We start from the raw sequence: 22,124 nt of genomic DNA, 5'->3' as shown, positions 1-22,124 counted from the left end.
CCTCCCCGCCGCGGCGGGGAGGAATTTGTCTCAAGTCTCACATCTCAATATTCAATACTAGCTACTTGATATTCCTATAAGCTTCTTCCAGTCCCGCCTTTTCTTTTATGGCCATATCCACATCAGGGCCGTTGTTTTCCCATTTATTGCCAGGTCCTGGGCTGTTGGAAAAAAACTTGTCCCGTTCTGTCCAGTTGTCAATGGCACGGATATAGGACGAGCCTTCATCAAAATAAATGTACTGGTGATGGTGCGGCATGTGGGCATACGGTGCCTCCTGTAGATCATAGATGGCATTTTCACTGATTTCGGTATTCGGCTGAGCAGAAAGGGTGTACACCCCTCCCACGTCATACATCTGCTTCGCAAAGTTGTGAATCCGGTTGGCATGGACGCGGTTATTTTTAGCTGCCGTAATGGTCTTGGTCCAAAACCAGCCCACACAAATACCCGAGTAGTTGACATCACTTACCTCGTTGTGTTCAATATTGACATCATGGGCGGATCCGATACTGATGCCGACACATCCCCAATCTTCATTGGTCACGTTAGTGATATAATTATTGGCGATGGTAAGGTGATGGACCAGTTCCCTTCGATCCGTGGGATTGTAAGGCAAATGGGACTCGAAGTCTGGGCCGCCAAAGTACCCTGCCTGGATACCTGTGCCGCCAATGTCCCTAAACACATTCCCAATAACCTCACTGTCACTGACTCCTTCTACCATGTCCAGTCCCGTGGCGGCCATGTGTTCGAATCGGCACCGCTCAAAGCGGATGTTATGGGCATAATTTACCGCTACTCCTGCTGGCTGTCGACCTGTCCAAGCTTGGTTTTCAAGGCTGGCCTTATCGGGAGTCCCGGGCTTCTTCAGCTTATAGGCTTCCAAAATGTACCAACCAGCCTGCAAGGGCACATGCCCACGGTGCGATGGTCTCAGCCAAGTCGCATGCTCAAAGCCAATACCTTCAAATGCAACATGCTTGACGGGATGATCTGCTGTACCATCCAGCTGGACGATCGTTTCCAGAAAAGGCACAATGGCGGCTACCTCCTCCATATCTTCTCCCATTTTTGGCCAATAATAGACCTTTCCTGCTTTCTTGTCGTGATACCATTCTCCCGGCTGGCTCAGCAATTCTGCTGCTCCCTGCCAATAAAAAGCCGAATTACCATTGTATTCTTTCTTGGCATCGATAAATGGCGCAGGCCAAGGATGTTGAAATTCGACCCGGCTCTCAGGTTGGTGAAAGGTCAGCTTGGTTTTCTCGCCCTGCACGTCCACTGACTTCACCCGCAGATTGGCAATGGCCCACCACTGGTGAATGACAAATTCCAATTGATCGAGGTTCTCAAAATCCCATTTCGGTGTGGGAATCCACATTTCCTGCCGTGCACTGTCCACGGATAGAATCCTGTCCAGTTCCCCTTCATACAGGTTGGTTGCCCGCTTGGCTTTTTGTCCATTGATCCAAAGCTGGCGAAACTCCAGCTCCTGACCGCCCACAGTGGGGACATCCGCCACCCAAAGTTGCCCTCTTGCAGCTGCCGGAAGTCCATCTGGTAGGGCTGCGGCTTTGTTCCAGTCAAGCACCTTTGTCCCTCCTGAGAAAACAGGCTGAGCTCCTGATGCGGCTTTGATGATGGTGGGACTAGCTGCTGTCCCGGCATCCTCCGGACGGATCAATAGTGGCTCCTCAAATCGGTAAACACCATCGCCCACCAGGATATGAATTCCCTCTTCAATGGCCGGGTCATGTAAACGGCGAAGCTCTCTTGCTTTGCGAAGCGCCATGTGCACAGTCGCCAAAGGACGCTCCTTAGTACCCTCGTGGGCATCATCACCATTCTTGGCCACCCATATATCCAAGGCCATCACATCTGTCATCAAGCCTGTCAAAAAGGCAAACAGGAACAATAAGGTTAATTTCGGTTTATGCATTCTATTTTGATATAACTGATTGAAATATTGCAAAACTGGACTATTGGTAGATTTCTCCGAACAGGCAGCGAAGTCCTTTACCTACTTTCATCTTTCCAACTTCGATTTTTTCGGAATTCCTCCACTGTACCTTGGTCTAATATTACAGCAGACTACCCTGAACACTATCCTGCACTTTCGGGATGAGCTAGCGCTATGGTAGCAAATCCCCTCACCCAGCATGGTAGTCTGCACTAAAACCCAGGGTTCTGCTCCAAATTCGGATTGGACAGTACATCTGCGGGTGGAATAGGGAAAATCAGGTATTTCGGGTCAGAGGCCTCCTTGAGTGTCCATTCTCCCAAGAATGTCCCAAAACGAACCATATCCTGCCTACGATGACCTTCCCAAAACAGCTCCCTTCCCCTCTCATCCAGCAGCACTTGGGCATTCACTTCTTCCAGTGGACCAATATTATTCCTCTCCCGGACTTGATTAATGATTCCCAGTGCAGTGGTATTATCTCCATTGCGCCATAAGGCTTCGGCTTTCATCAGCAAAAGGTCTGCATAGCGAAGCAAGACGACATCATTGTTTGCTGCTCCGGGATATTGATAATCAGGGATATACTTTACAGGCCGGTAACCATTCCAGAGTGTCGCGCCCACTATCTTGGGCACCTCCTTGGTAAATACCACATCGGTCAGGGGATTTCCTTCCGCATCGGTCTGCTGCCCGGTAAGGAAGCCTGCATTATAGCCGTGGGCTTCTGTCAACGGATGCTCGTAATATCTCCTGACATCATTTTCTTCAAATAGCTCATAGACTTCTGGTGTGGAGCAGAAGCCATTCCAGCCGCCACCATTGGGAAGGGTCATTTCGGTAGGAAAAATGGCGTGCCACCATACCCAAAGCGAATGCGACCTAACGCCTCCCAAGCCCTCGATCGTAAAGACCAATTCTGATGAAGCACTGTTATTTTCCGGCACAAAACTGTCCCAGTAAAACCCTAGGCTTTTGCCTTGAATGGCATCGACATGCATGATCACCTTATCCATATCCGAAGTGGCAAACTGCGGTGCTTCGCGGTTTTCATAAACGCCTCTGTTCAGGTATAGCTTTGCCAACAGCCCGTGGGCTGCATTCTGCGACGCCCTGTAGGCCGGGCCATCAGCGGGGAGGTCAGCAAGTACCTCTTCTACTTCACTAATGATAAAATCTGCAGCCTCCTTGCCCCTAAGGACAGTAGAAGGATCCAACAAATTGTCACCAGGATCCCGGAAAGGCACCTGATCAAACAAGTCCAACACCGAGTACATAAAAAACGCCCGGAGGAACCTCGCCTCCGCTGCCAGTTCCGCAGATGGATCAAAGGACAGTACATTGGTCGCATCAAAAATCCCCTTGTTCAGTCCCCGCCATAGCGACTGGATATAGGGATTGGTCGATACCCAAGTGTGGGTGTGCAATTGCCGGTACACGCCGCCATTGTCCCAGCCTGAGGGGCGGGATGGTACCACGGCTGCATCGGCACTGATTTCCTGAAACAGCCACACACATCCAGCATGCTGGATATACCGGCTATCAAAGTCCCGATAAACCGTTTCCATCAGGGAGCTAAAGTCTACATTTTCTTTTAGAAAGGCCTCTGCCTTTTCTTTTGGTAATTCCGAACGCAATTCCTCATCGAGGTCTGTACAGGAAAACAAGGCGGTCAACGCCAGCGCATATATTATGGATTGTTTTTTCATGGTTATTGGGTTACTAATTATTGGTTTTGGAGCCACTGTGAACCGTGGACGGTCAGGGATACCTCATGGCTTAAAAGGAAGCACTCACTCCCAGCAGGAACGTTCTTGCTCTCGGGTAGGGAGCATATTCGATCCCGTATGAAGGAACACCGTCCACCGCCCGGTTGGTATTGACCTCTGGATCAAAACCACTGTAGTTCGTGATCAAAAACAGGTTTTGACCCGTAAGGGAGAAGCGGAGATTACTTATGACATTACCTATTGCACCTAAGTTATAGCTGACAGAAGCATTTTGTAACCTGAGGAAATTTCCCTCTTCCAGGAAGCGGGTAGAAACCACATTGGCATTGGCAAGGCTTTCATTGCCCAAGCCAATTTCTGGAGATGAATTTCTTCCCAAGCCAAAATTAGCTGCCGTCAAGTATGCATTGGCAGTGTTGTTATAAATCTGGTGGCCAAATGCACCGTTTAAGCTCATGTTAAAGCCAAACTTCCCATAGTCCAGCCGTGTGTTTACGCCCAACAGGAAGTTGGGATTGGGATCACCTACAAATTCTTCCTGGTCGGAATAAAGGGCCGCACCATCTTCATCAAAGCCTTCAAACATGAGCATCTTAAACACATTCAGTGGATGGTCATTGACAAGCTGTTGGGAATTAGATCCCCCTCCGAGCCCGTTACCATTGATTTGGCCAGTCCATACAGGTGCTCCGTCATAATCGGTCAGCTCATTGGAGAGGTAGGTGGCATTCATTCCCACCTCCCATAGCAGTTTTTCCGAATCCGCAACAACAGTGCTCAGCATCAACTCCACGCCTCTGTTGCTCACCGTAGCAGGCACATTGGTCCAGAACTGGGCAGCAGGAGCCGGCTGAATCGTCGGCAACTGAAACAGCAGGTCAGTGGTCGCCTTGTCAAAATACTCCAAAGACCCCATCAACTTGGATCGGAAGAGGGAGAAATCAAGGCCAATATTTACCGTTTCGGTCGTTTCCCATTTCAAGTCTGGGTTGGCCACATTGATCAGGGAAATTTGCTGATTCCCGAAAGCATACCGCTCTTGGGAAGCTCCTGCTGGAAATTCCTGATTACCCGTGATGCCCCATCCTACTCTGAATTTCAGGTTATCCACGAAGTTACTGGACTTCAAGAAGCCCTCTTCACTCAGCACCCAAGCACCTGCAAACGAAGGGAAATATCCGTACTTATTGTTTTCACCAAACTTCGTAGAGCCATCTGCCCGCATGGTTCCCGTCAATAAAAAGCGATCAGAGAAATTCAGGTTGATCCGGCCAAAAAACGATTGGAGCTGGTTGGTAGGGTCTCTAAAGGAACTTACACCTACATTGTCCCTGGAAGGATTTTGTAGAATATCCGTTCCTAAAACATCAAATGATGTAAAGCCACGTGCCGAGATATTGTTGACATAACTTTTATAATCCTGAAATTCGTACCCCAGCAGCGCATTCAAACGTACATTTCCCAGCTCCTTTTTATAGTTAAGGGTATGGTTTAGCGTCTGGCTGGTCAAGGTAGAGGTATTGGATATCGCCAAGCCCAAATCCGTAATGGTGCTCAAAAACAATTCACCGGAAGTGTCCACGGTGCGGTTGCCCTTGGCATGATTGACACCGAGACTAAACCGGTAATCCAGGCCATCAATGATATTGACCGTAAGGGCCACATTACCCAATATATTGGTCACATTGCTTTTGTCATTATAATAAGCCAAAAGAGCTGCTGGGTTGGTGGACAATCCAGCAACTTCATTCCCTTCCTGATCGTACATCCGCTGGACAAATGCCCCGTCTGCGTACCGAAAAGGTACCGTGGGATTCCATTCGATCGCATTACCGATCAAACTGCCATTGACATTCGAATTTTCAGCAATAGGAGCACCCTGCTCCACGGTGTTGGACGCGATCAAGCTGACGTCCAGCGTCACCCTGTCTTCTGGCAAGAAGCGGTAACTGGTCGTATAGCTGGCTGTATATTTGGTCAATCCTGATTCCTTTACGACACCTTCTTGATCGTGATAGCCCAGCGAAAGGCGGTAATTGTTTTTTTCTCCACCACCACTCACGCTGAGGTTAAGTCTATTGGTCAGGGCAGTCTGGGTAATCTCATCAAAGGCATCCACGGCATCACCACCGTTATTCCCTTCTATCCCCCTATGCTGCAATGCCTGACGATACGTATCGCCATCCATTATATCCGGCCGCCGCACCATGGTGCTCACCGCAGTGCTCATATCCACCGTCACCTTGGGAGCTCCGGATTTTCCTTTTTTGGTGGTGATGATCACCACACCATTGGCACCCCTAGAACCATAAATCGCCGTAGCCGACGCATCTTTCAGGACATCGATTGATTCGATGTCATTGGGGTTGATAAAATTGAGCGGATTGGAACCTTCCGTGCTTCCCAGCTCTCCTGCCGTCGCACCGGGTTTGGTATTTCGACCGTCCAAGGGCACACCATCCACCACAAAAAGCGGCTGATTGCCCGAACGTACGGAGGAGGTACCCCGGATCCTAAAAGTCACCTGACCTCCAGGAGCACCACTATTATTGATGATGTCCACCCCAGCCACTTTTCCTTGGATCAGCTGGTCTGGGGATACGTTTACCCCTTTGTTAAAGCCCTCTTCCCCCACACGGCTAACAGCACCGGTAAGGTCACGTTTTCTGGCCGTACCATAGCCCACGACGACGACTTCATCCAAGTTTTGGACATCCTGTTCCAGTGAGATTTCGAAGTTACTTTGATTGCCTATGGAAACTTCTTTGGACAAATACCCCACAAACGATACCACCAGCGTGCTGGCATCATCAGGGATCGTCAGCTGAAAGGCTCCATCCATATCGGTGACGGTACCGTTTTGGGTACCTTTTTGCATCACATTTACACCGGGGATGGTTTGCCCATCTTCTGTATCTCTCACGACACCTCGGATGGTTTTTTCCACGGGAAGTACCAATGAAGAAGGAGAGATCGGTCCGGTGTCTGCTACAGCACCTGTAGCAATTGCTTGCGTCCCTAGCCAGGTACCTGCAAGCATCATGAGTAATTTTGGGTTCATAAATAGGGATATTTTGGGTTGTAGATTCAAAGCCTCATTTCCTGTGTCAATGTACCATCACCAAACCTTTACGGTTGGGTTCGTAGTGATCAAGGTTTCAAGCGGCATTGCTCTTTCAATATCGATTTTTAATGATTACCAATAGAAAAATTAAAACAACGGTCGATTATATAAAAAAGCTTCTTACAACTGATGCTGCAAGAAGCTTTCTGGGGAGTTCATTTTATATTTATAAATATCCTGGATTCTGGGACATATCTGCATCGATATTTGCGTCAATGGTCGTTTGAGGAATCGGGAACAATTCATGGTAATCCTGGATCGTCGGACCACTTTGAGGGTTATATTTTTTGGTGCGCTCTACCAGTTTACCCATTCGATTCAGCGTCAACCGTCTATTTTCTTCAATGATGAGTTCCCTGGCCCTTTCATCCAATATAAAATCGAGGTCCACATCACCTGCTGTAATCGCTGTGGCACTTGCTCTCAACCGTACCTCGTTTATATCTTCGGCAGCCAAATCTGCATTTCCATTTAGAAAATAGGCTTCTGCCCGTAATAGGTAGGTTTCAGCCAGTCGCATTAAATAAACATCTTTAAACGATCGTCCATAATTCGCTCCTTCCAAGTATTCAGCCGTGCCCTCTATCTTGGTGAGCATAGGATAAAACTGAACCATTGAGTCCAATCTGTTGGGGTCCAGCTGCACTTCCTGCCCAAAATACTCCGACTCGGGGTTGTTATAGAAATAAGTCCTTCGAATGTTGAAGGATGAATTTCTTACATCGCCTTCGTCCTCCCATATTTCATAGGAATAGTAATTGGTCGGTCTTACCCAAGCTACGCCACGCCCAAGGCTGTCCACGGACAGCTCCATTCCTGGCTCTCCATTGGGGTCGGTGATCTCCCACCATTTCGGTCCCCATGCCCTAAGCCAGGTTACACCTTTCCATCTACTATTCTCCACGGTACCACCTGGAGTAGATCGCGGCTCAAACTGTAGGTTCCAGATGGTTTCCAAATTGCCCGTAGATCGATTTTGGTTATCCTGAGCATGGAGGTCTGAAATAACATCACCAGGCTGATCCACCCAGCTCCCGAAACGTTCTCTCATCAGGTCATAATTACCATCCTCGATAACATTGGTCGCCGCATCAATGGCTGCATTGTAATCACCGAGGCTGATGTAAACTTCGGCGAGCAAGTGGAAAGCTGCCGCCTTCGTCACCCGTCCATCCACACTCGCCTCATCGGGAAGCCACTGGGCTGCAAATTCAAGGTCCTCGCGGGCAAAGTCATATACTTCGGCCTTTGGGCTGCGTTGAAAATCTGTTTTGGGCGCCCGATATAGCTGATCCACAAGGGGCAGATCGCCGTACAAATTGGCCAAGAAATTATAGGCATATGCCCTGAAAAATCTCGCTTCTGCTATGACAGCATTTCGCTGCTCTTCACTTTCCCAGAAATCCGCTTCTGTCGCATACTGGATAATGGTATTTGCCCTTGGCATCAAGTTCCTGTATCCCCAGTTCCAGTAATGATCCACTGCATAAAGCGTGGGGGTTAGCCAGGTTCCGTAATCTTTAAAATCCGCCAATGACCGGTCTCCTGTGGTAGCCACGTCGGTTCCATAGTACATTGCCTGCATCTTAGAACCATCCTCTCGGAAGTAAAGGTGCCTGACGGATTCGTAAAGTCCAGTGATGGCACTTTCAAAGCCCTCAGGATTGGTCAAGACCACATCGGAATTCAAGAAGTCCAAGGGTTTTTCATCCAAGAAATCATTTTCGCAAGATATCACCGCGCCCACTAGACTTGCTCCTAGCAATAGTTGGGCTGCTTTTTTGATGTATTTATTAGCTGTTATTTTCATGACTTTTGGCTTGGTGTTAAAAGCTGATATTAAGTCCCGCTATTATAGTTCGTGGGGTTGGGTACAGGTTGGTAATGGTGTTGTTTCCACTTTCAGGGTCAGGACCGAGCCAGTCGGTAAAGGTGGCGAGGTTTCTCCCACTTACATAAACTTTTAATCCTGACATTCTCCATTTTTCCAACATTGCCTCAGGAAAGCTATAGGCAAGTGTAGCATCCTGAATCCTGACAAAATCCCTGCTGAGGTAATACCCTCTTCCCAACGGGTTGGTATAAGTAAGTCCCGGTCGCTCACTCGACTGGTTTTCGGGAGTCCAATAACCAGCGTTGAGAAAATTCACCGATCTCCCTGGATAGCTATTCCCAGTTTGGGTACTTACATCCAGCAGATTAAACTGCGCTTCCCAGCCTGTCATCGCATTGATAAAAACAGATAATGACCAGTTTTTATAGTTGAATTGATTATTCAAGCCCATGCGGTACTTGGGAGCTGTTTGTCCTAGGACGGTTCTATCGTCAGGCGAAATTTGACCATCACTGTTCAGGTCTTTTACCCTTACCCATCCTGCTTGGTAACCATCTGGCATCTCATCACCTTCTTGATAGATGCCATCAAAAGCATAATCATAGGTCACGCCAATGGGCTGACCGATAAACCACCTGTTGCCAAGGTCATCATCTTCCTGTCCATCTCCGTCAGCATCTGCATAGTACAGATGGTCGATTCGGTTTTTATTGGTAGAAAATGTCAAGGTACTGCTCCAAGAAAAATCCTTCTTTTGGATAATCCCGCCAGTTAAGGTCAGTTCAAATCCGGTGTTGCTGGTTTGTCCAAGGTTAGCAGTAGTGGACCAGAATCCAGTCATTGCCGGAAGGCTTCTCGCCAGAAGGAGATCCGTGGTAGTCATATCATAAAATTCTGCTGTACCCGATAACCTCCCCTTCCAAAGCTCAAAATCTACTGCTGCATTAAAGGAAGCCGTGGTCTCCCAGCCCAAACTTGGGTTGGGCATATAATCTGGGTTTGGGAAAAGCGCGGTATATGTCTCTGACCCAAAAACATACTGGAAGGAATTGGACCTATCCAGTGACCGGTATGCCGATACAGCCTGGTTTCCTACTTCACCATAGCTCAGCCGGAGTTTTAGCATATCGATGGTCTTCTGATTCATCATAAAGGCTTCATCACTCATCACCCAGCCCAAGGCCACGGAAGGAAACGTCCCGAATTTTTTATCCTCACCAAATACAGATGCACCATCCCTTCTAGCGGTAAGTGTAATCATATAGCGGTTTTTAAACCGATAATTCAATCGCGCCATTGAAGACACGCCATCCTGTTGAGCACCTTCTGTTTCGATCAGCTGTGTCTCGGCTATTTCAAGGTTATGCCATCCATTCGCATCATTAACAAATCCCCTTCCTTCTGCAAAGGTCCCTTCCCGAAAAGCATGGTTTCGTCCATATAGCAATGTGACATCAAAGCCATGATCATTAATTTCCTTCGTATAGGTGACGATATTTTCAAATTGCCAATTCTTTCGGTTTTGATTGTATTTTCTGCCAGTGCCTGGATTATTGATCCCATTTCTTTGATAAATCGGCTGAAAAGAATAATCATTGCTCCAGCGAATGTTCGGGTTGTAATTGAACCGATAGCTTAGCCCTTCCAGGAACGGAACATCAATGATCGCAAACAAGTTGGCCATAAGGTTATTGGAAATTTGCTCGTTGTCCATTAATAGCGAATTGAACATTGGGTTGTTTACCAGGTTATCCCCTGTAGGATATGGTACCGGATCTGTTTTGGCATCATCGTAGTACATTTTGGCATATGGCGTGAGCCAATAGCCATTCAATTCCGATGCTTCCACACCGGAAAGATCTCGCTGTACGTACTGGGTATTTGCCCCGATCTTTAACCAATTTGTAATTTGATTGGTCAGGTTTAGGCGCATGGAAATCCTACTGGCACGATCCCCATAAATAAGCCCTTCCTCATCCACGTAGCTTCCCGAAATGAAATAATTCGTTTTGTCGCTCTGACCGGAAACGCTGAGGTTGATGGATTTTTGCGAGGCATTCTGCGAAATCTCATCCCATGGATCTACAGTTCTCCCGGCATCATACATTTCCCTTTCTTCTGCACTTAGCAGCTCGCGTACAGGTACCGTGGGATCATTGGGCTGATTTTGGAACCTGAAATCAAGCCGTCGCTGAAGGTATTCGTCAGGGGAATAGAGGGGCATTTTATAGCTCCAATCAGAGACCCCCGCATAGGAATTGATTCTGATGAGCGGTTTTTCGGATGTTCCTTTTTTAGAAGTGATCAAGATCACCCCGTTAGCGGCCCTCGATCCGTAAATCGCCGAAGCACTTGCATCCTTCAGTACCTCCATGGACGCGACATCGGATGGATTGATGTCAGACAGCTCTCCATTAAAAAAAGCTCCATCCAAAATGATCAGCGGGTCATTACTAGCGGTAATGGAACGTTGACCTCGGACAAGCACACTACCTCCCTGACCAGGGCGGCCATTGTCTGTAAACTGCACCCCTGCCACTCTTCCACGTAGCGCTTGGCCGATATTGGTATTAGGCTGGGTTTCCAGTTGATCTACCTCCACAGAGCTCACGGAGCCTGTGACATTGCGTTTTACCTGTGTACCATAGCCGACCACCACCACTTCTTCCAAACTTTCCAGGTCAGAATGAAGTGATATATCCATGATACCTTGATTGCCTACAGTTGCTTCTTGGGATACATAACCGATAAATGAAAAAACCAAGACGCTTTCCGGACCTTCCACGTCGATTTCAAATTTCCCGTCAATATCCGTGATGGTACCTTTACTTGTGTTCTTCAATCGTACATTTACGCCAGGTATCAACTCACCGCTATCTGCATCCCGGACAGTGCCGCGGACAGTTGCTGCATCTTGCTGGAGTATCAACGTTTCAAGGGGTGGGCTAGGTTGGTCAAGGAAGGGGACTCCTGTAGCATTGGCAGTTGAAAGCACCATGCTACTTCCTACCACCAAGGTGGCAAAGAGTAATGTTGGATTCATACGTTTGGAAATTTTGGGTTAGGAAAATGGATTGCAAATCCAGTATTGTTATTAGTAAATATCACCAGATTTAAGGAAATTCGAATAAAAATTAAAACAACGGTCGATTTTATAAAAAGGTCATTATATTTGTTTTTATTCCAAAAAAATTAATAAACTCCAATCAAATCCCCCTTCAATTACCCAAAATGCAAGCTAAAATTAACACCCACCAAAGTAACATGACTGATCGTGAACAGCACCTTTCGGGAAGATCAAAAGCAGGAGAATCAGGGATGTGGTACCACGAGGAAAATCCCGGTCCTATAGCATCGCTTCCTTTTATCAACCAATTTGGCAGCATGAAATTTTCGAAAGTCCGAATGGACGAAAATATGCGCCCCCACCTCAATGACGGAATCGAAATCCATTTTATCGAAAGCGGAAAATACGACTGGGTCATCGAAAATCGCTCTGTGGAACTGCTGCCCGACGATCTATCCATCACCGCCCCATGGCACTGGAACGGTAGCCCTGCTGGCAAAATGGACATGGGACAGATCAATTGGCTGATCATCAAGCCTGAGGCCTTCTCCCCAGAAGCACCATTGCAGTTGGGAAATTGGTCCAAGCTCTCCTCTAGTTTCCAAGAGGAACTGGGCAATATGATCGCGGCCGAAAAAGGAATGGTGCTGAAAAAAGCCCGAGTGTTCAAAAAGTATTTTGCTGAAATAAAGGAAGAACTGCAGCACCAACGTGAGGGCTACGATAGGATCATTGGAAACCTCATCGAAAATTTGCTCATCGAGCTTTACCGTGACCTCAAGCACCGCAAATCAAAGATTAAAGAAGATGATCATTTTATTGAACAATTGACCACTTTGGTACAAAGCGACTTGACCAAAAAGTGGATCGTCGAGGATATGGCCAGCCACTTTGGGATGGGAAAGACAAAATTCAACGATGAGGTAAAACGGCTCACAGGCTATCCCCCAAACAGTTTTATCATCAACCTAAAGATCGAAAAGGCCAAAGCCCAAATCCTGGCACCTAACGGAATGGACCTTTCGGACATTGCCTATAACTGTGGGTTTTCTTCCTTGCAACACTTTACTACGACCTTTTCGCACCGCACCGGCATCACTCCCGGCAAGTACCAAAGTCAGCTGAGGAAACGGGAGGTCAATTGATGTCTTGATGTGTATCCGCTACATTGCACATAATCAAACGCATTACTGTTTATGCTATATTGGAATTTCCTGCTTTATCATCCCTCAATCCACCGTCTCCAAGACAACCTCCCCTGGCTGAAGGTGTTCGGATGTGGCTCGAACAGAAATGCTCCCTGCCTTGCCAGTAGACTGGACGATCAGTAGGCATTTTCCATTAAATGCTTTCCTGTAATTGGCCTTAAAAGGTTCCAGACTGGCTTGGTAGCCATTGTCCACGCCCATGATCTTTCCCTCTCCCTGGATTTCGAAATTGACCATATTATTGGCATTGGGCACCATATTACCATCCATATCACAGATGCTCACGGTAATAAAAGAAAGGTCTTTCCCATCTGCTTTGATGGTCTTACGATCTGGGGCCAATGTGACCTTTTGGGCATCTCCCGCGGTGAAGACTTTCTTTTCCAGTATAGACTTGCCGTCTTTTTTGGATACCGCCCGGAGTGTTCCTGGCTCATAAGGTACGCGCCACATCACATGAAGGTCATCACCTTCTTTTTGTTTGGTTCCCAGTGATTCCCCGTTCAGGAACAATTCCACTTCTTCCGCTTGGTTATAATACGCCCATACATCCACCTCTTGCCCCTCTTCCCAGTTCCAGTGAGGAAAAACATGAAGCACCGTGTCAGAAGTCCACTCGCTTTTGTACATGTAGTAGGAGTCTTTGGGGAATCCAGCCAAATCCACTATGCCAAAATAAGAACTTCGTGCTGGGTAAGGGTAAGGTATCGGCTCCCCCAAATAGTCAAAGCCCGTCCACACAAAAAGTCCGGCCATGAAATCCTGGTCCTTGATGGATTTCCATGTCTCTTCATGGGTGCTGCCCCAGTAAGCGGACACCTGGTCGTAGGCCGAGACCGTCCAGTCTTCATTCCCCGTTTCCAATGGCTTATCGTATGATTGAGGCCATCTCATAATGGTATCCGACGGGAAATCATAGTGTCCACGAGTGGCCAAGGCTGACATGTTTTCTGTTGCGATGAGCTTTTCTCCTGGGTACCATTTCGGGAATTTTTTATGGTCTTTATGCTTATAATTGAACCCCAGAAGGTCCAGGGCTTTGGATTGATAAATGAAATTCTTGGAAGGGATATTCTCTGTAAGGGCACAGGTCACTACTCTCGTCGTATCGAGACTCTTCACTATCCTCACCAGTTCCTTGGTGATGCTGATCCCTGTACTGTCAAACTGCTCCCTGATTTCATTGCCGATACTCCACATCATAATGGATGGGTGGTTGCGGTCCCTCAGGATCAAATCTTCCAAATCCCGACGGTGCCATTCATCCCAAAACAAATGGCTGTCGGCATCCACCTTTTTCTTTTTCCACACGTCAAACGCCTCATCTTGGACAATGAAACCCATCTCATCGCAAAGCTCCAAGAGCTCAGGAGCCGGAGGATTATGAGCCGTTCTAATGGCATTTACACCCATTTCTTTGAGGATTTCCAATCTCCTTTCGATGGCTCGCCTATTCACTGCTGCGCCCAATGCCCCAAGATCATGATGGTTACAAACGCCCAGGATTTTCATTGGCTTGCCATTTAAGGAAAAGCCTTTCTTAGCATCAAATTCAAAATACCGAATTCCCAAGGGGGTTTGGTAATCATCCATCAGCTGCATTCCTGCAAAAACTTGAGTGACCACCTTGTATAAATAAGGATCCTCTGTGGACCATAATTTAGGAGAAGGAACAGTAAATTGTTGCATGATATCTGCACTTTCACCTTTACCAAGGGATAAGGGATGTTCCTCTTGGGCCACTTCTTCGCCATCAGCATCCAAGATCGTCGACCGAACCGTCAAATTCCGCTCATTGGCTCCCTCATTTTTCACCATTACTTCCATAGTTACAGTAGCCGATGAGTCTGTGATTTCAGGGGTGGTGATATAGGTGCCCCAGTGTTCCACATGGACTTTACCGGTACGGATCAGGCGTACGTTTCGATAAATCCCCGACCCAGTGTACCAGCGTGAATTGGGCTGCTGCGAATTATCCACACGAACGGCCAATACGTTTACATTATCCCCGTAATTCAAGTATTCGCTTAAGTCATACTTGAAAGAGCTGTAGCCATTTGGCCGTATTCCTAGCCGGTGGCCATTGATCCATACTTCTCCGTTTCTATAGATGCCATCAAACTCGATCCATATGCTTTGTTCCTTTGCCTCGGTGGGCAGTCTAAATGCTTTTCTATACCAGCCTATTCCTGCAGGCAATGCTCCGCCTTCTGGCTTGGTGGGATGGTCCTCACTGAAACTGCCCTCGATACTCCAATCATGGGGAAGGTTCAGCTCCCGCCAATTGGACACATCAAAATCTGCGCTGATGGCATTGGGATGATCTCCTAGTTGAAAATGCCAGCCGTTATTAAAATCAATGACTTGTCTTTCCTTGTCCTCTGAGGAAGAACAATTCCAGCTGACCACAGCTAGTGAAAGTACAAGAATAAAACTCAGGATTTTTTGCATGTTATTCATATTTGGCCTCTAACCGTCCCATTAAGATATTAGTAAAATAGGACACTCACTGCATTTTTTGAAAGTTTTGGCATTTAACCCGCCATTCGAACTAGAAAATCTAATGCGGGTTTGATCATTGTATCCTATTGAAATTCCACCCGATCCAACCAAAGTCCTTTTAGTCCTTCTCCAGAAAGTGTAATGGTGTATTTCCCGGCATTTAGCTGCCCTCCAGAAGTAGTGTTCAGGATTTTCCATTTTACATCCGCCACAGGAAACTCAATTAAATCGTCCCGCATCACCACGCCATTGGAAGCGGTGATGCGTAGCCTTACCTTTTTGGGATGATCGTCATTGTTCATATACCTGAACCGGATCAGGAAAGTGCCTGCCAGTCCGGGATTGACTTCCCAAGAGAAGGTGTTCTCCCCTTCAAAGGCTATATAATCGCTTTTCTTAAAGTTTCCAGCAGTGACTTCACCTTCTACCAGCGCCGCCTCAGCCTCTTGTTCTTCCACTGGGCGTTTTTCCTCACCGTCCCCCATCTCATACCTCGGTACCAATACCAAACTGTACATGGCAGCGTTACCGCTTTGCACCGAACCATTCTCTCCAAAGGCAAATTCTTCGCCTTGCTTTAAGGCTTTTTCATACACTTTAAAGTAATCTCCCCGGCCGTTGACGGCAAGCTCATCTGTCGCCTGTTCAAAACCCGCCATCCACTCTGGCAATGACGCGATGGCACTGTCCAATAACACATACAAAGTGGATGCTTCCAATGCTTGTAATTTCCCAGACACCTTCTTGGCATCAGCGGGGAACCTTACCCAATCTGCGCCAAATAATGCATAGGGCAATCGACTGAAGGCCGTGGTTTTATCAGCATATTGTGGCTGACCGGTATCCAACCACGACTGCACACTGGCCGCTGGAAGGGAGGAGTAAAAATCAGCAATGGTCTTGGATGATGCAGGTGCCGCTGTGGCTCCTTCAGACTTACTGGCAATGGCAATTGCGGAGATCACCGCTTGCCCTGCGGTGACTTTCGGAAAGCTAATGGTCAACAAACCGTCCTTGGCATGGCCCTTCACCACTTTTTTCAATGCATGGTCATGCCCCACTTCCTGCCATATATCCAACTGCTCCAATACCGTATCTCCACTGATGGCCACATCAAAATCCCGCCAACCTTCTGCATCCAATCCACCCCCAGTTCCGTACCAAGGCTCCACAAAATACAACTCCACCAAATACTCCCCATCCGGCAAAGGAAATTCATATCGCAACTTATGCTTGCCGTATCGGAATGTCTGAAACAATCCCCAATCAGCTGTACCGCCAATGGGATCGAAGGTTCTGCGCTGACTGGCATAGAAAGCCGGTAAATCCTCAAAATCATCTGTCCAAGAAAGTGAACCCCATGAGCGTTCATCCTTCCGCTGGACATCCGCCTGCCAATGTTCTCCAAAATGGTCTGTAACATCAGGCCCGCCGGCATTTACCCGGTAGAGGTAATGATATCCTTGCGCTGACCGGAGCACGTCGGTATCCTCCACCAATTCGTCAAAATCAGGTGCTTTGGGCAAATGGTGAAGTACGATCATATCTTCCGCGACTGCCTGTCCATTACGGTAGCCCACTGCCTTGAGGACATTATATTGCAGATTTACCTGATCCCATTGGAAATTACTGCCCATGCCTGGATTGGATTTCTTCCCGAGGGATTGTCCATTGACACCGTTAAACAGCTCCACTTCGTCGCAATTGGAAAACACCACCACGCTGTCCTTAAGCCCCGGCTCGGTCCAGCGATCCGGCCAAGTGTGGCTGACGAGGTACACCATCGGCTCAGAAGCCGCGGGAGCATATTCTGAACGGTACATGTAATAGGTATCAGTAGGCTCCTCCCATGGGGTCACCAAGCCTTTATAATTCACCGGTCCCACACGGTCGATGTCTCGGTAAGCCTCTCCGTTCTGGATCCTACCTGGATTTTCATGGGAATTAAAAAGCCAGTGAAATTGGCCGACAAGGCTGTCCTTATGCTCTTCTGCTTCTCGTACCTTGATTTGCATTAGTTGGTAAAAACGGTCTTCGCTATAGGCTCCCTTTTGGTCAAATGGCCCTTCGGTATGCAAGTCCAAGGTCCTCCAAGCGCCATACTCCCCATTCAAGATTTGCTCGCTAAGCTCCTCCCCGTACTGCTGGGGATCACCGCCATAGGTTCCTGACCAGTTTTGGATGACGTTCCAGTCGGTTCCTTCCCCGCCATTACAGGTAGTGACCAGCCGCTGGGAAGAAGTGGAAGGATCCATCTCACGAATGATTTGGGTACACTCTTCTGCAAATGCCTTGGGAATGGTGCTTTCATTCTGCAATCCCCAAAGCACCACCGACGGGCTGTTGCGCCGCTCCTTTACCCATTCACGCAATAGTTTTTTAAAATTCGCTTTAAACTCGGGCGTATCGTACCAGATGTGTGCTGAAAACTGCGTCCAAAACAAGATCCCCTCCCTGTCCCAAGCTTCGTGGTACTTGAAATTATGGGGCTGATGGGCATCGCGGAAGGCATTGAACCCAGCTGCCTGCATCTGCGCTACCCGAAAGGCTACCTGCTCATCGGTAAAGGCATGGCTCATTCCTATCAGGTGCTCGTATTCACAAATGCCGTTGACAAATAACGGCTTTCCGTTAATAAAGAAACGATGGTCACCATCCTTTCGACCTGCTGGCCAACTGATCCAACGGATACCGTATGGAGTGCTTATTTTATCAATCAACTGCCCTCCCTCGTACACCTCGGTTTCCATGGTGTACAAGTAGGCATTGGCAGGTGACCAAAGCTTGGGCTGCTGGATAATGGCTGATGTTTGGCGGATCGTGTCCAACTTTCCCGGTGCCAAGGAAAGGTAATCTTCCTGCCGGTCTACTTCATTCCCTTTGGCATCCAACAACCGATTGACGACGTTGACCTCTTTGGTAGAGGCACCGTAATTCTTGAGCTCTGTGGTAACATGCAGCTTGGCTGATTCGGCAGAGATCTCTTCATCATTCCAGATGTGCACCCCAAAAGGTTCGATACGAACAGGATCCGTCACCACCAGTGTCACTGGCCTGAAGATCCCCATGGGCTGTGAGCCTTCCGAAAAGCCCCACTCTCCAGAGCAGCCGCCACATACCCAAGGCAAATCCGCTATCCACGCCGGATGATCGGCCTTTACGGCAATGGTATTCTCCGCTCCAAAATGCAGCGCATCGGTTATATCCAAAGTAAAAGTGGTCCTGCCACCATCGTGCTTGCCCACAAGCTCGCCATTTACCCAGACGGTGGCATAAGAACCTACTCCTTCAAAATACAAAAAATGTCGCTTTCCTTCGTTTTCAGAGCTGGGCCTAAAATCCTTTCGGTACCAAGCGGCTCCATGACGATTGCCGTGCTTCATTCGCCGGAAGCCTTCATATTGATCCCAGTTGTGTGGTACATCCACAGTAAGCCAGTCGCTGGCGTCAAAATCAGCTTCTTCAAACCCCTCTTCTTGCAATGGCGCCACTCCGGAAGCGATGGTTTTCCAGCCTTGGTTCAGCGAAATCTCTTTCCGCACCTCTTGGGCCTTTACAGAGAAGGTACATCCCCAAAAAAGCATCAATACTGATAGAATACGAGTGCTTATCTTCTTCATTTCTGATATTATTTTTGGGGATTACAAATCCCCCTTAATTATGGGTTCGGGATTGCAAATCCCGAACAGCCCTGGCAAACCTATATTATCAAAAGAACTACGCCACTGCATTTCATACTGTACTTCCCTGATTAGTGTTGACCAGATTAATATTAGTTTTCATTGTCAATTGTTGTAATCGCTAGTCATTTACTAAAATCCTATTGTGTTTCTCTTTGCTCCAAAATAACCCCACCTAACCTCCCCGCCGCGGCGGGGAGGATATACATTTGTCTCAAATCTCAAGTCTCACGTCTCCCATCTCCTATCCAGTTTCTCCTAATAAAAAACCCAGTCCACGGCCACTTTCTGCTCCTCATCTATCAGCCCCACATCCCTTGAAGTGATTTCCTGATTGGCATCGATCGCTCCTAGAAAAAGCACTTTGCCATCTTGCAGCGTCAATTTATTTTCTCCTGCTTCAAATTCATAGGTATGGATATTCACCGGCGGCAAGCCTTCGATCTGCAGGGCGTTGGCCAGCTGGACTTCCGCTTCTCCGCGCATATTGCCCATGGCATTGGTTTCCAGTGTGGGTGGTGTCAGAAAGTGCTTGTCGCCCGTATTGAAATACCCCATTACCAATTTTATGGGTTGATCATTGTGAAATTCCAGCGTGATTCCTTCATCGTCCAGCTTTTCGGAAGACAGCATCCAGCCCTTGAGACTTTTGAGCTCATCGGCCAGCTGAATGATTTTGCCCGGATCATCTGTAAAAACCTTCTGGCCTTCCCGCACAGAAAACCGGGCAGCATCCAAGCCCAAATCCACCTCCACCGTTTTCCATGGAGTTACTTCCACATCCGGCCGCTGTCCGTCTTTGGAGTCTTTCAGTAGAGCAATATTTCTCTTGAAACTGGCCAATTCCTTTTCATAGTGCGGCAGCAGCTCTACCCAGTGTTTGTTATTGCCTTCATCGCCTCCTATCGGAATTCTTCGCATGGATGTTTGCATGCTGTTGGCATAGAGGTAGGCATCTTTTGTCAGCTCCACCAAGTCCCTGTAATGGGCTACGCTTTTTTCCAGATGGGGCAAGGCCTCCTCTAGGTCTGCCACATCCCCGGAATACTTAAACTCCAATACCTCCATGGCGCCCTTCACCTTTTCTGAGAAAAACTGGGCAAACACGTTATAGCTATGGACATCATTTCGCAACCGCGCAAATTCCTCTTCGTTGGCTTTTACGGAAGGAGCTGCCGCATCAATGGCCTCCACCGCCTTGCGGCCGTGTGCCACTACTTCTTCGATAAGCTGCGGCGGGATCTCCCCTTCATGAGGTGCTCCGTTCTGCTCTTTTTCGGCATATTCGATTAGGATTTCTCCCAATGGTCCACAGGAAGAGTGAAAGCCCGGATATACCCGCCATTTGTACGGATTGACCAATTGGCTGCCAAACATACCTAGCAACAGGGTCTGGCGGTTGCCTTCGGTGATGCCAAATTTCCTTAATAACTTCGGTGCTATTTCACCCGTTTCTTCATAGGCAGTCAAGATCTGGCGGCCGGCCTCTTTACCAGCACCATACTCTTCCCCAAGTACCTCTCCCCAATAGGCCATTTCATCTTCTCGGCTTCTTCGGCAGTCCCACGCATAGCGGCCCCAGGCTTTGTACCATATCCAGTCACGGTCGATCTGCAGCAGTCTCTCCCCACTTTCGGTTTTATCTGCGGTATATGGCCAGTCCCAATAGGAAGCCTGCGGGTAAAGGTGGAGTGCATTGGCACCATGGACATCGTGCATGGCTTGCACACTTTTCTGGATAAAATCCGGTGAGCCATACCGGAAGGGCTCCAAGTTGGCCAAAATGTGTACATTGGAAATATGGATGTTTCCTTTAGCGCTAAGGCTCTTGTGGATGGCTGTCCAAGGTCCTCGGGGTTGGTAAGTCGTCAGGGATTCCCCGTTGTATTTGTGGGTGGTGTAGAGGTTTTTGTAGAGCGGCAATGCCTTTTCCATGACCAAAGGAGCATTGGTATCGTGGGCTCTCAGAATGATGGGTGGCTCATCGGTTCTTCCTATTGCCTTCAGGCCGTCCTGGACACCGGGAATGATGGTTTCGGTAAACCACTTCACGTCATTCTCCTCACCAGACATGGCTTCGCCCAAGGCGACCAAAAGGCCTACATTGGGGTATTTTTCGATAAAAGCCGCAATGGATTTCTGTGTGTAATCCGCGATGTACGGAATGATCGGGCGACTACGGTCTTGGGTCTCGATGCCATAGTGCTCAGCAAAAGGCTTGGACACGATGATATTGTAAAACATCTGAATCACCCAAATGCCACGCTTATCGGCTTCCTCTGTGATAAAACGAAACATTTCTTCATTTTTCTTGAATGTCTCATCGTCCACCTCCACCGCAAAAGGATAATCCTCCAACCTCACCAGTGAGGCAAAAGGGTGACCGTTCCATAGGTAGAGGGAGTTCATGCGGTTTTCTACCAGCATGTCCAAATAATCTATCCAGTGTTCTTTATCATAAAACCATGGGAAATTTTCAGGTGTGTACGGATATTCATACACTCCCCTTCCAGGTAAGTAAGAAAGTTTTTGCAAACCGATGCACGCTCCGCGAAGCACCATCTCTGGTCCATCCGTAAGCTGCTGCTGAAAATCAATCTTCCCTGTCTCCTTAAGCTGATCACTCAGTTCATCGGCACCATAAAGTGCTCCCGAGGGATCTACCCCTTCTACCAACAGTATATTGTCCCTTGCACTGCTGATCTGAAAAGCTTCTTTTTCAGCAAGTTCTTCTTTCGGCTCTTTCCATGAGTGATCCTGCTTCCATTGTGCCAGTGCAGGATCATTCTGTTCTGCTACGACAATGGTTTTTCCCTTGGAATCCGTACTGCCGAGCTTCGCCAGCTGTACGGTATACGCGCCTGAAGCTTCCAGTGCCTTGGTTAGCTTTTCGGCTCCAAAGTTGGCCCTATTGGAAGCATTTTCGGAAAGGAGAATGGTGATTTGCTCTGCTTCCGGCTGACAGCCTATCAGCAAAATCAAAAACAGAAAGGGAGTCAATAGTTTCATTTCGGTT

The 22,124-nt window shown here is 48.0% G+C and carries 9 protein-coding genes; 1 reads left to right on the top strand and 8 read right to left on the bottom strand.

What is annotated here, in order from left to right; genetic code table 11:
• Positions 1-61: 61 nt before the first annotated feature.
• From DN752_RS14305 to DN752_RS14285, 5 genes are all read right to left on the bottom strand, one after another.
• Entirely contained in the window at positions 62-1,942 is a 1,881-nt protein-coding gene (locus tag DN752_RS14305) for a right-handed parallel beta-helix repeat-containing protein (protein WP_112784579.1), read from the bottom strand.
• A gap of 233 nt (positions 1,943-2,175) precedes the next feature.
• Positions 2,176-3,672: a RagB/SusD family nutrient uptake outer membrane protein gene (locus DN752_RS14300; RefSeq protein WP_112784578.1), complete on the bottom strand. Its 1,497-nt coding sequence runs from the start codon at positions 3,670-3,672 to the stop codon at positions 2,176-2,178.
• Positions 3,673-3,742: 70 nt separating this feature from the next.
• Positions 3,743-6,754 (bottom strand): SusC/RagA family TonB-linked outer membrane protein, encoded by a 3,012-nt coding sequence (locus tag DN752_RS14295; RefSeq protein WP_112784577.1) that lies wholly within the window; start codon positions 6,752-6,754, stop codon positions 3,743-3,745.
• A gap of 229 nt (positions 6,755-6,983) precedes the next feature.
• Positions 6,984-8,627, bottom strand: a complete 1,644-nt coding sequence (locus tag DN752_RS14290) for a RagB/SusD family nutrient uptake outer membrane protein (protein ID WP_112784576.1) — start codon at positions 8,625-8,627, stop codon at positions 6,984-6,986.
• A gap of 16 nt (positions 8,628-8,643) precedes the next feature.
• Positions 8,644-11,694, bottom strand: coding sequence for a SusC/RagA family TonB-linked outer membrane protein (locus DN752_RS14285; RefSeq protein WP_112784575.1), 3,051 nt, complete (start codon positions 11,692-11,694; stop codon positions 8,644-8,646).
• A 188-nt stretch (positions 11,695-11,882) separates the two neighbouring features.
• On the opposite strand from DN752_RS14285, the gene DN752_RS14280 reads away from it, so the two are divergent.
• Complete coding sequence (locus DN752_RS14280; protein WP_245949228.1) at positions 11,883-12,863, top strand: helix-turn-helix domain-containing protein; 981 nt, start codon at positions 11,883-11,885, stop codon at positions 12,861-12,863.
• Between the two features lie 84 nt (positions 12,864-12,947).
• On the opposite strand, the gene galB is transcribed toward DN752_RS14280, so the two are convergent.
• The 3 genes from galB to DN752_RS14265 form a co-directional block, all read right to left on the bottom strand.
• On the bottom strand, positions 12,948-15,377 hold the full coding sequence (gene galB / locus DN752_RS14275; RefSeq protein ID WP_112786560.1) for a beta-galactosidase GalB: 2,430 nt from the start codon (positions 15,375-15,377) through the stop codon (positions 12,948-12,950).
• A 134-nt stretch (positions 15,378-15,511) separates the two neighbouring features.
• On the bottom strand, positions 15,512-19,048 hold the full coding sequence (locus DN752_RS14270; RefSeq protein WP_112784574.1) for a malectin domain-containing carbohydrate-binding protein: 3,537 nt from the start codon (positions 19,046-19,048) through the stop codon (positions 15,512-15,514).
• A gap of 318 nt (positions 19,049-19,366) precedes the next feature.
• Positions 19,367-22,117 (bottom strand): alpha-d-galacturonidase, encoded by a 2,751-nt coding sequence (locus DN752_RS14265; RefSeq protein ID WP_112786559.1) that lies wholly within the window; start codon positions 22,115-22,117, stop codon positions 19,367-19,369.
• Between the last annotated feature and the right edge of the window lie 7 nt (positions 22,118-22,124).

Origin of the sequence: Echinicola strongylocentroti (genome assembly GCF_003260975.1) — a bacterium.
Taxonomy (GTDB): Bacteria; Bacteroidota; Bacteroidia; order Cytophagales; family Cyclobacteriaceae; genus Echinicola; species Echinicola strongylocentroti.
Note: the sequence above shows the minus strand (reverse complement) of the source record. Positions and strands in the feature narration are given on the sequence as shown.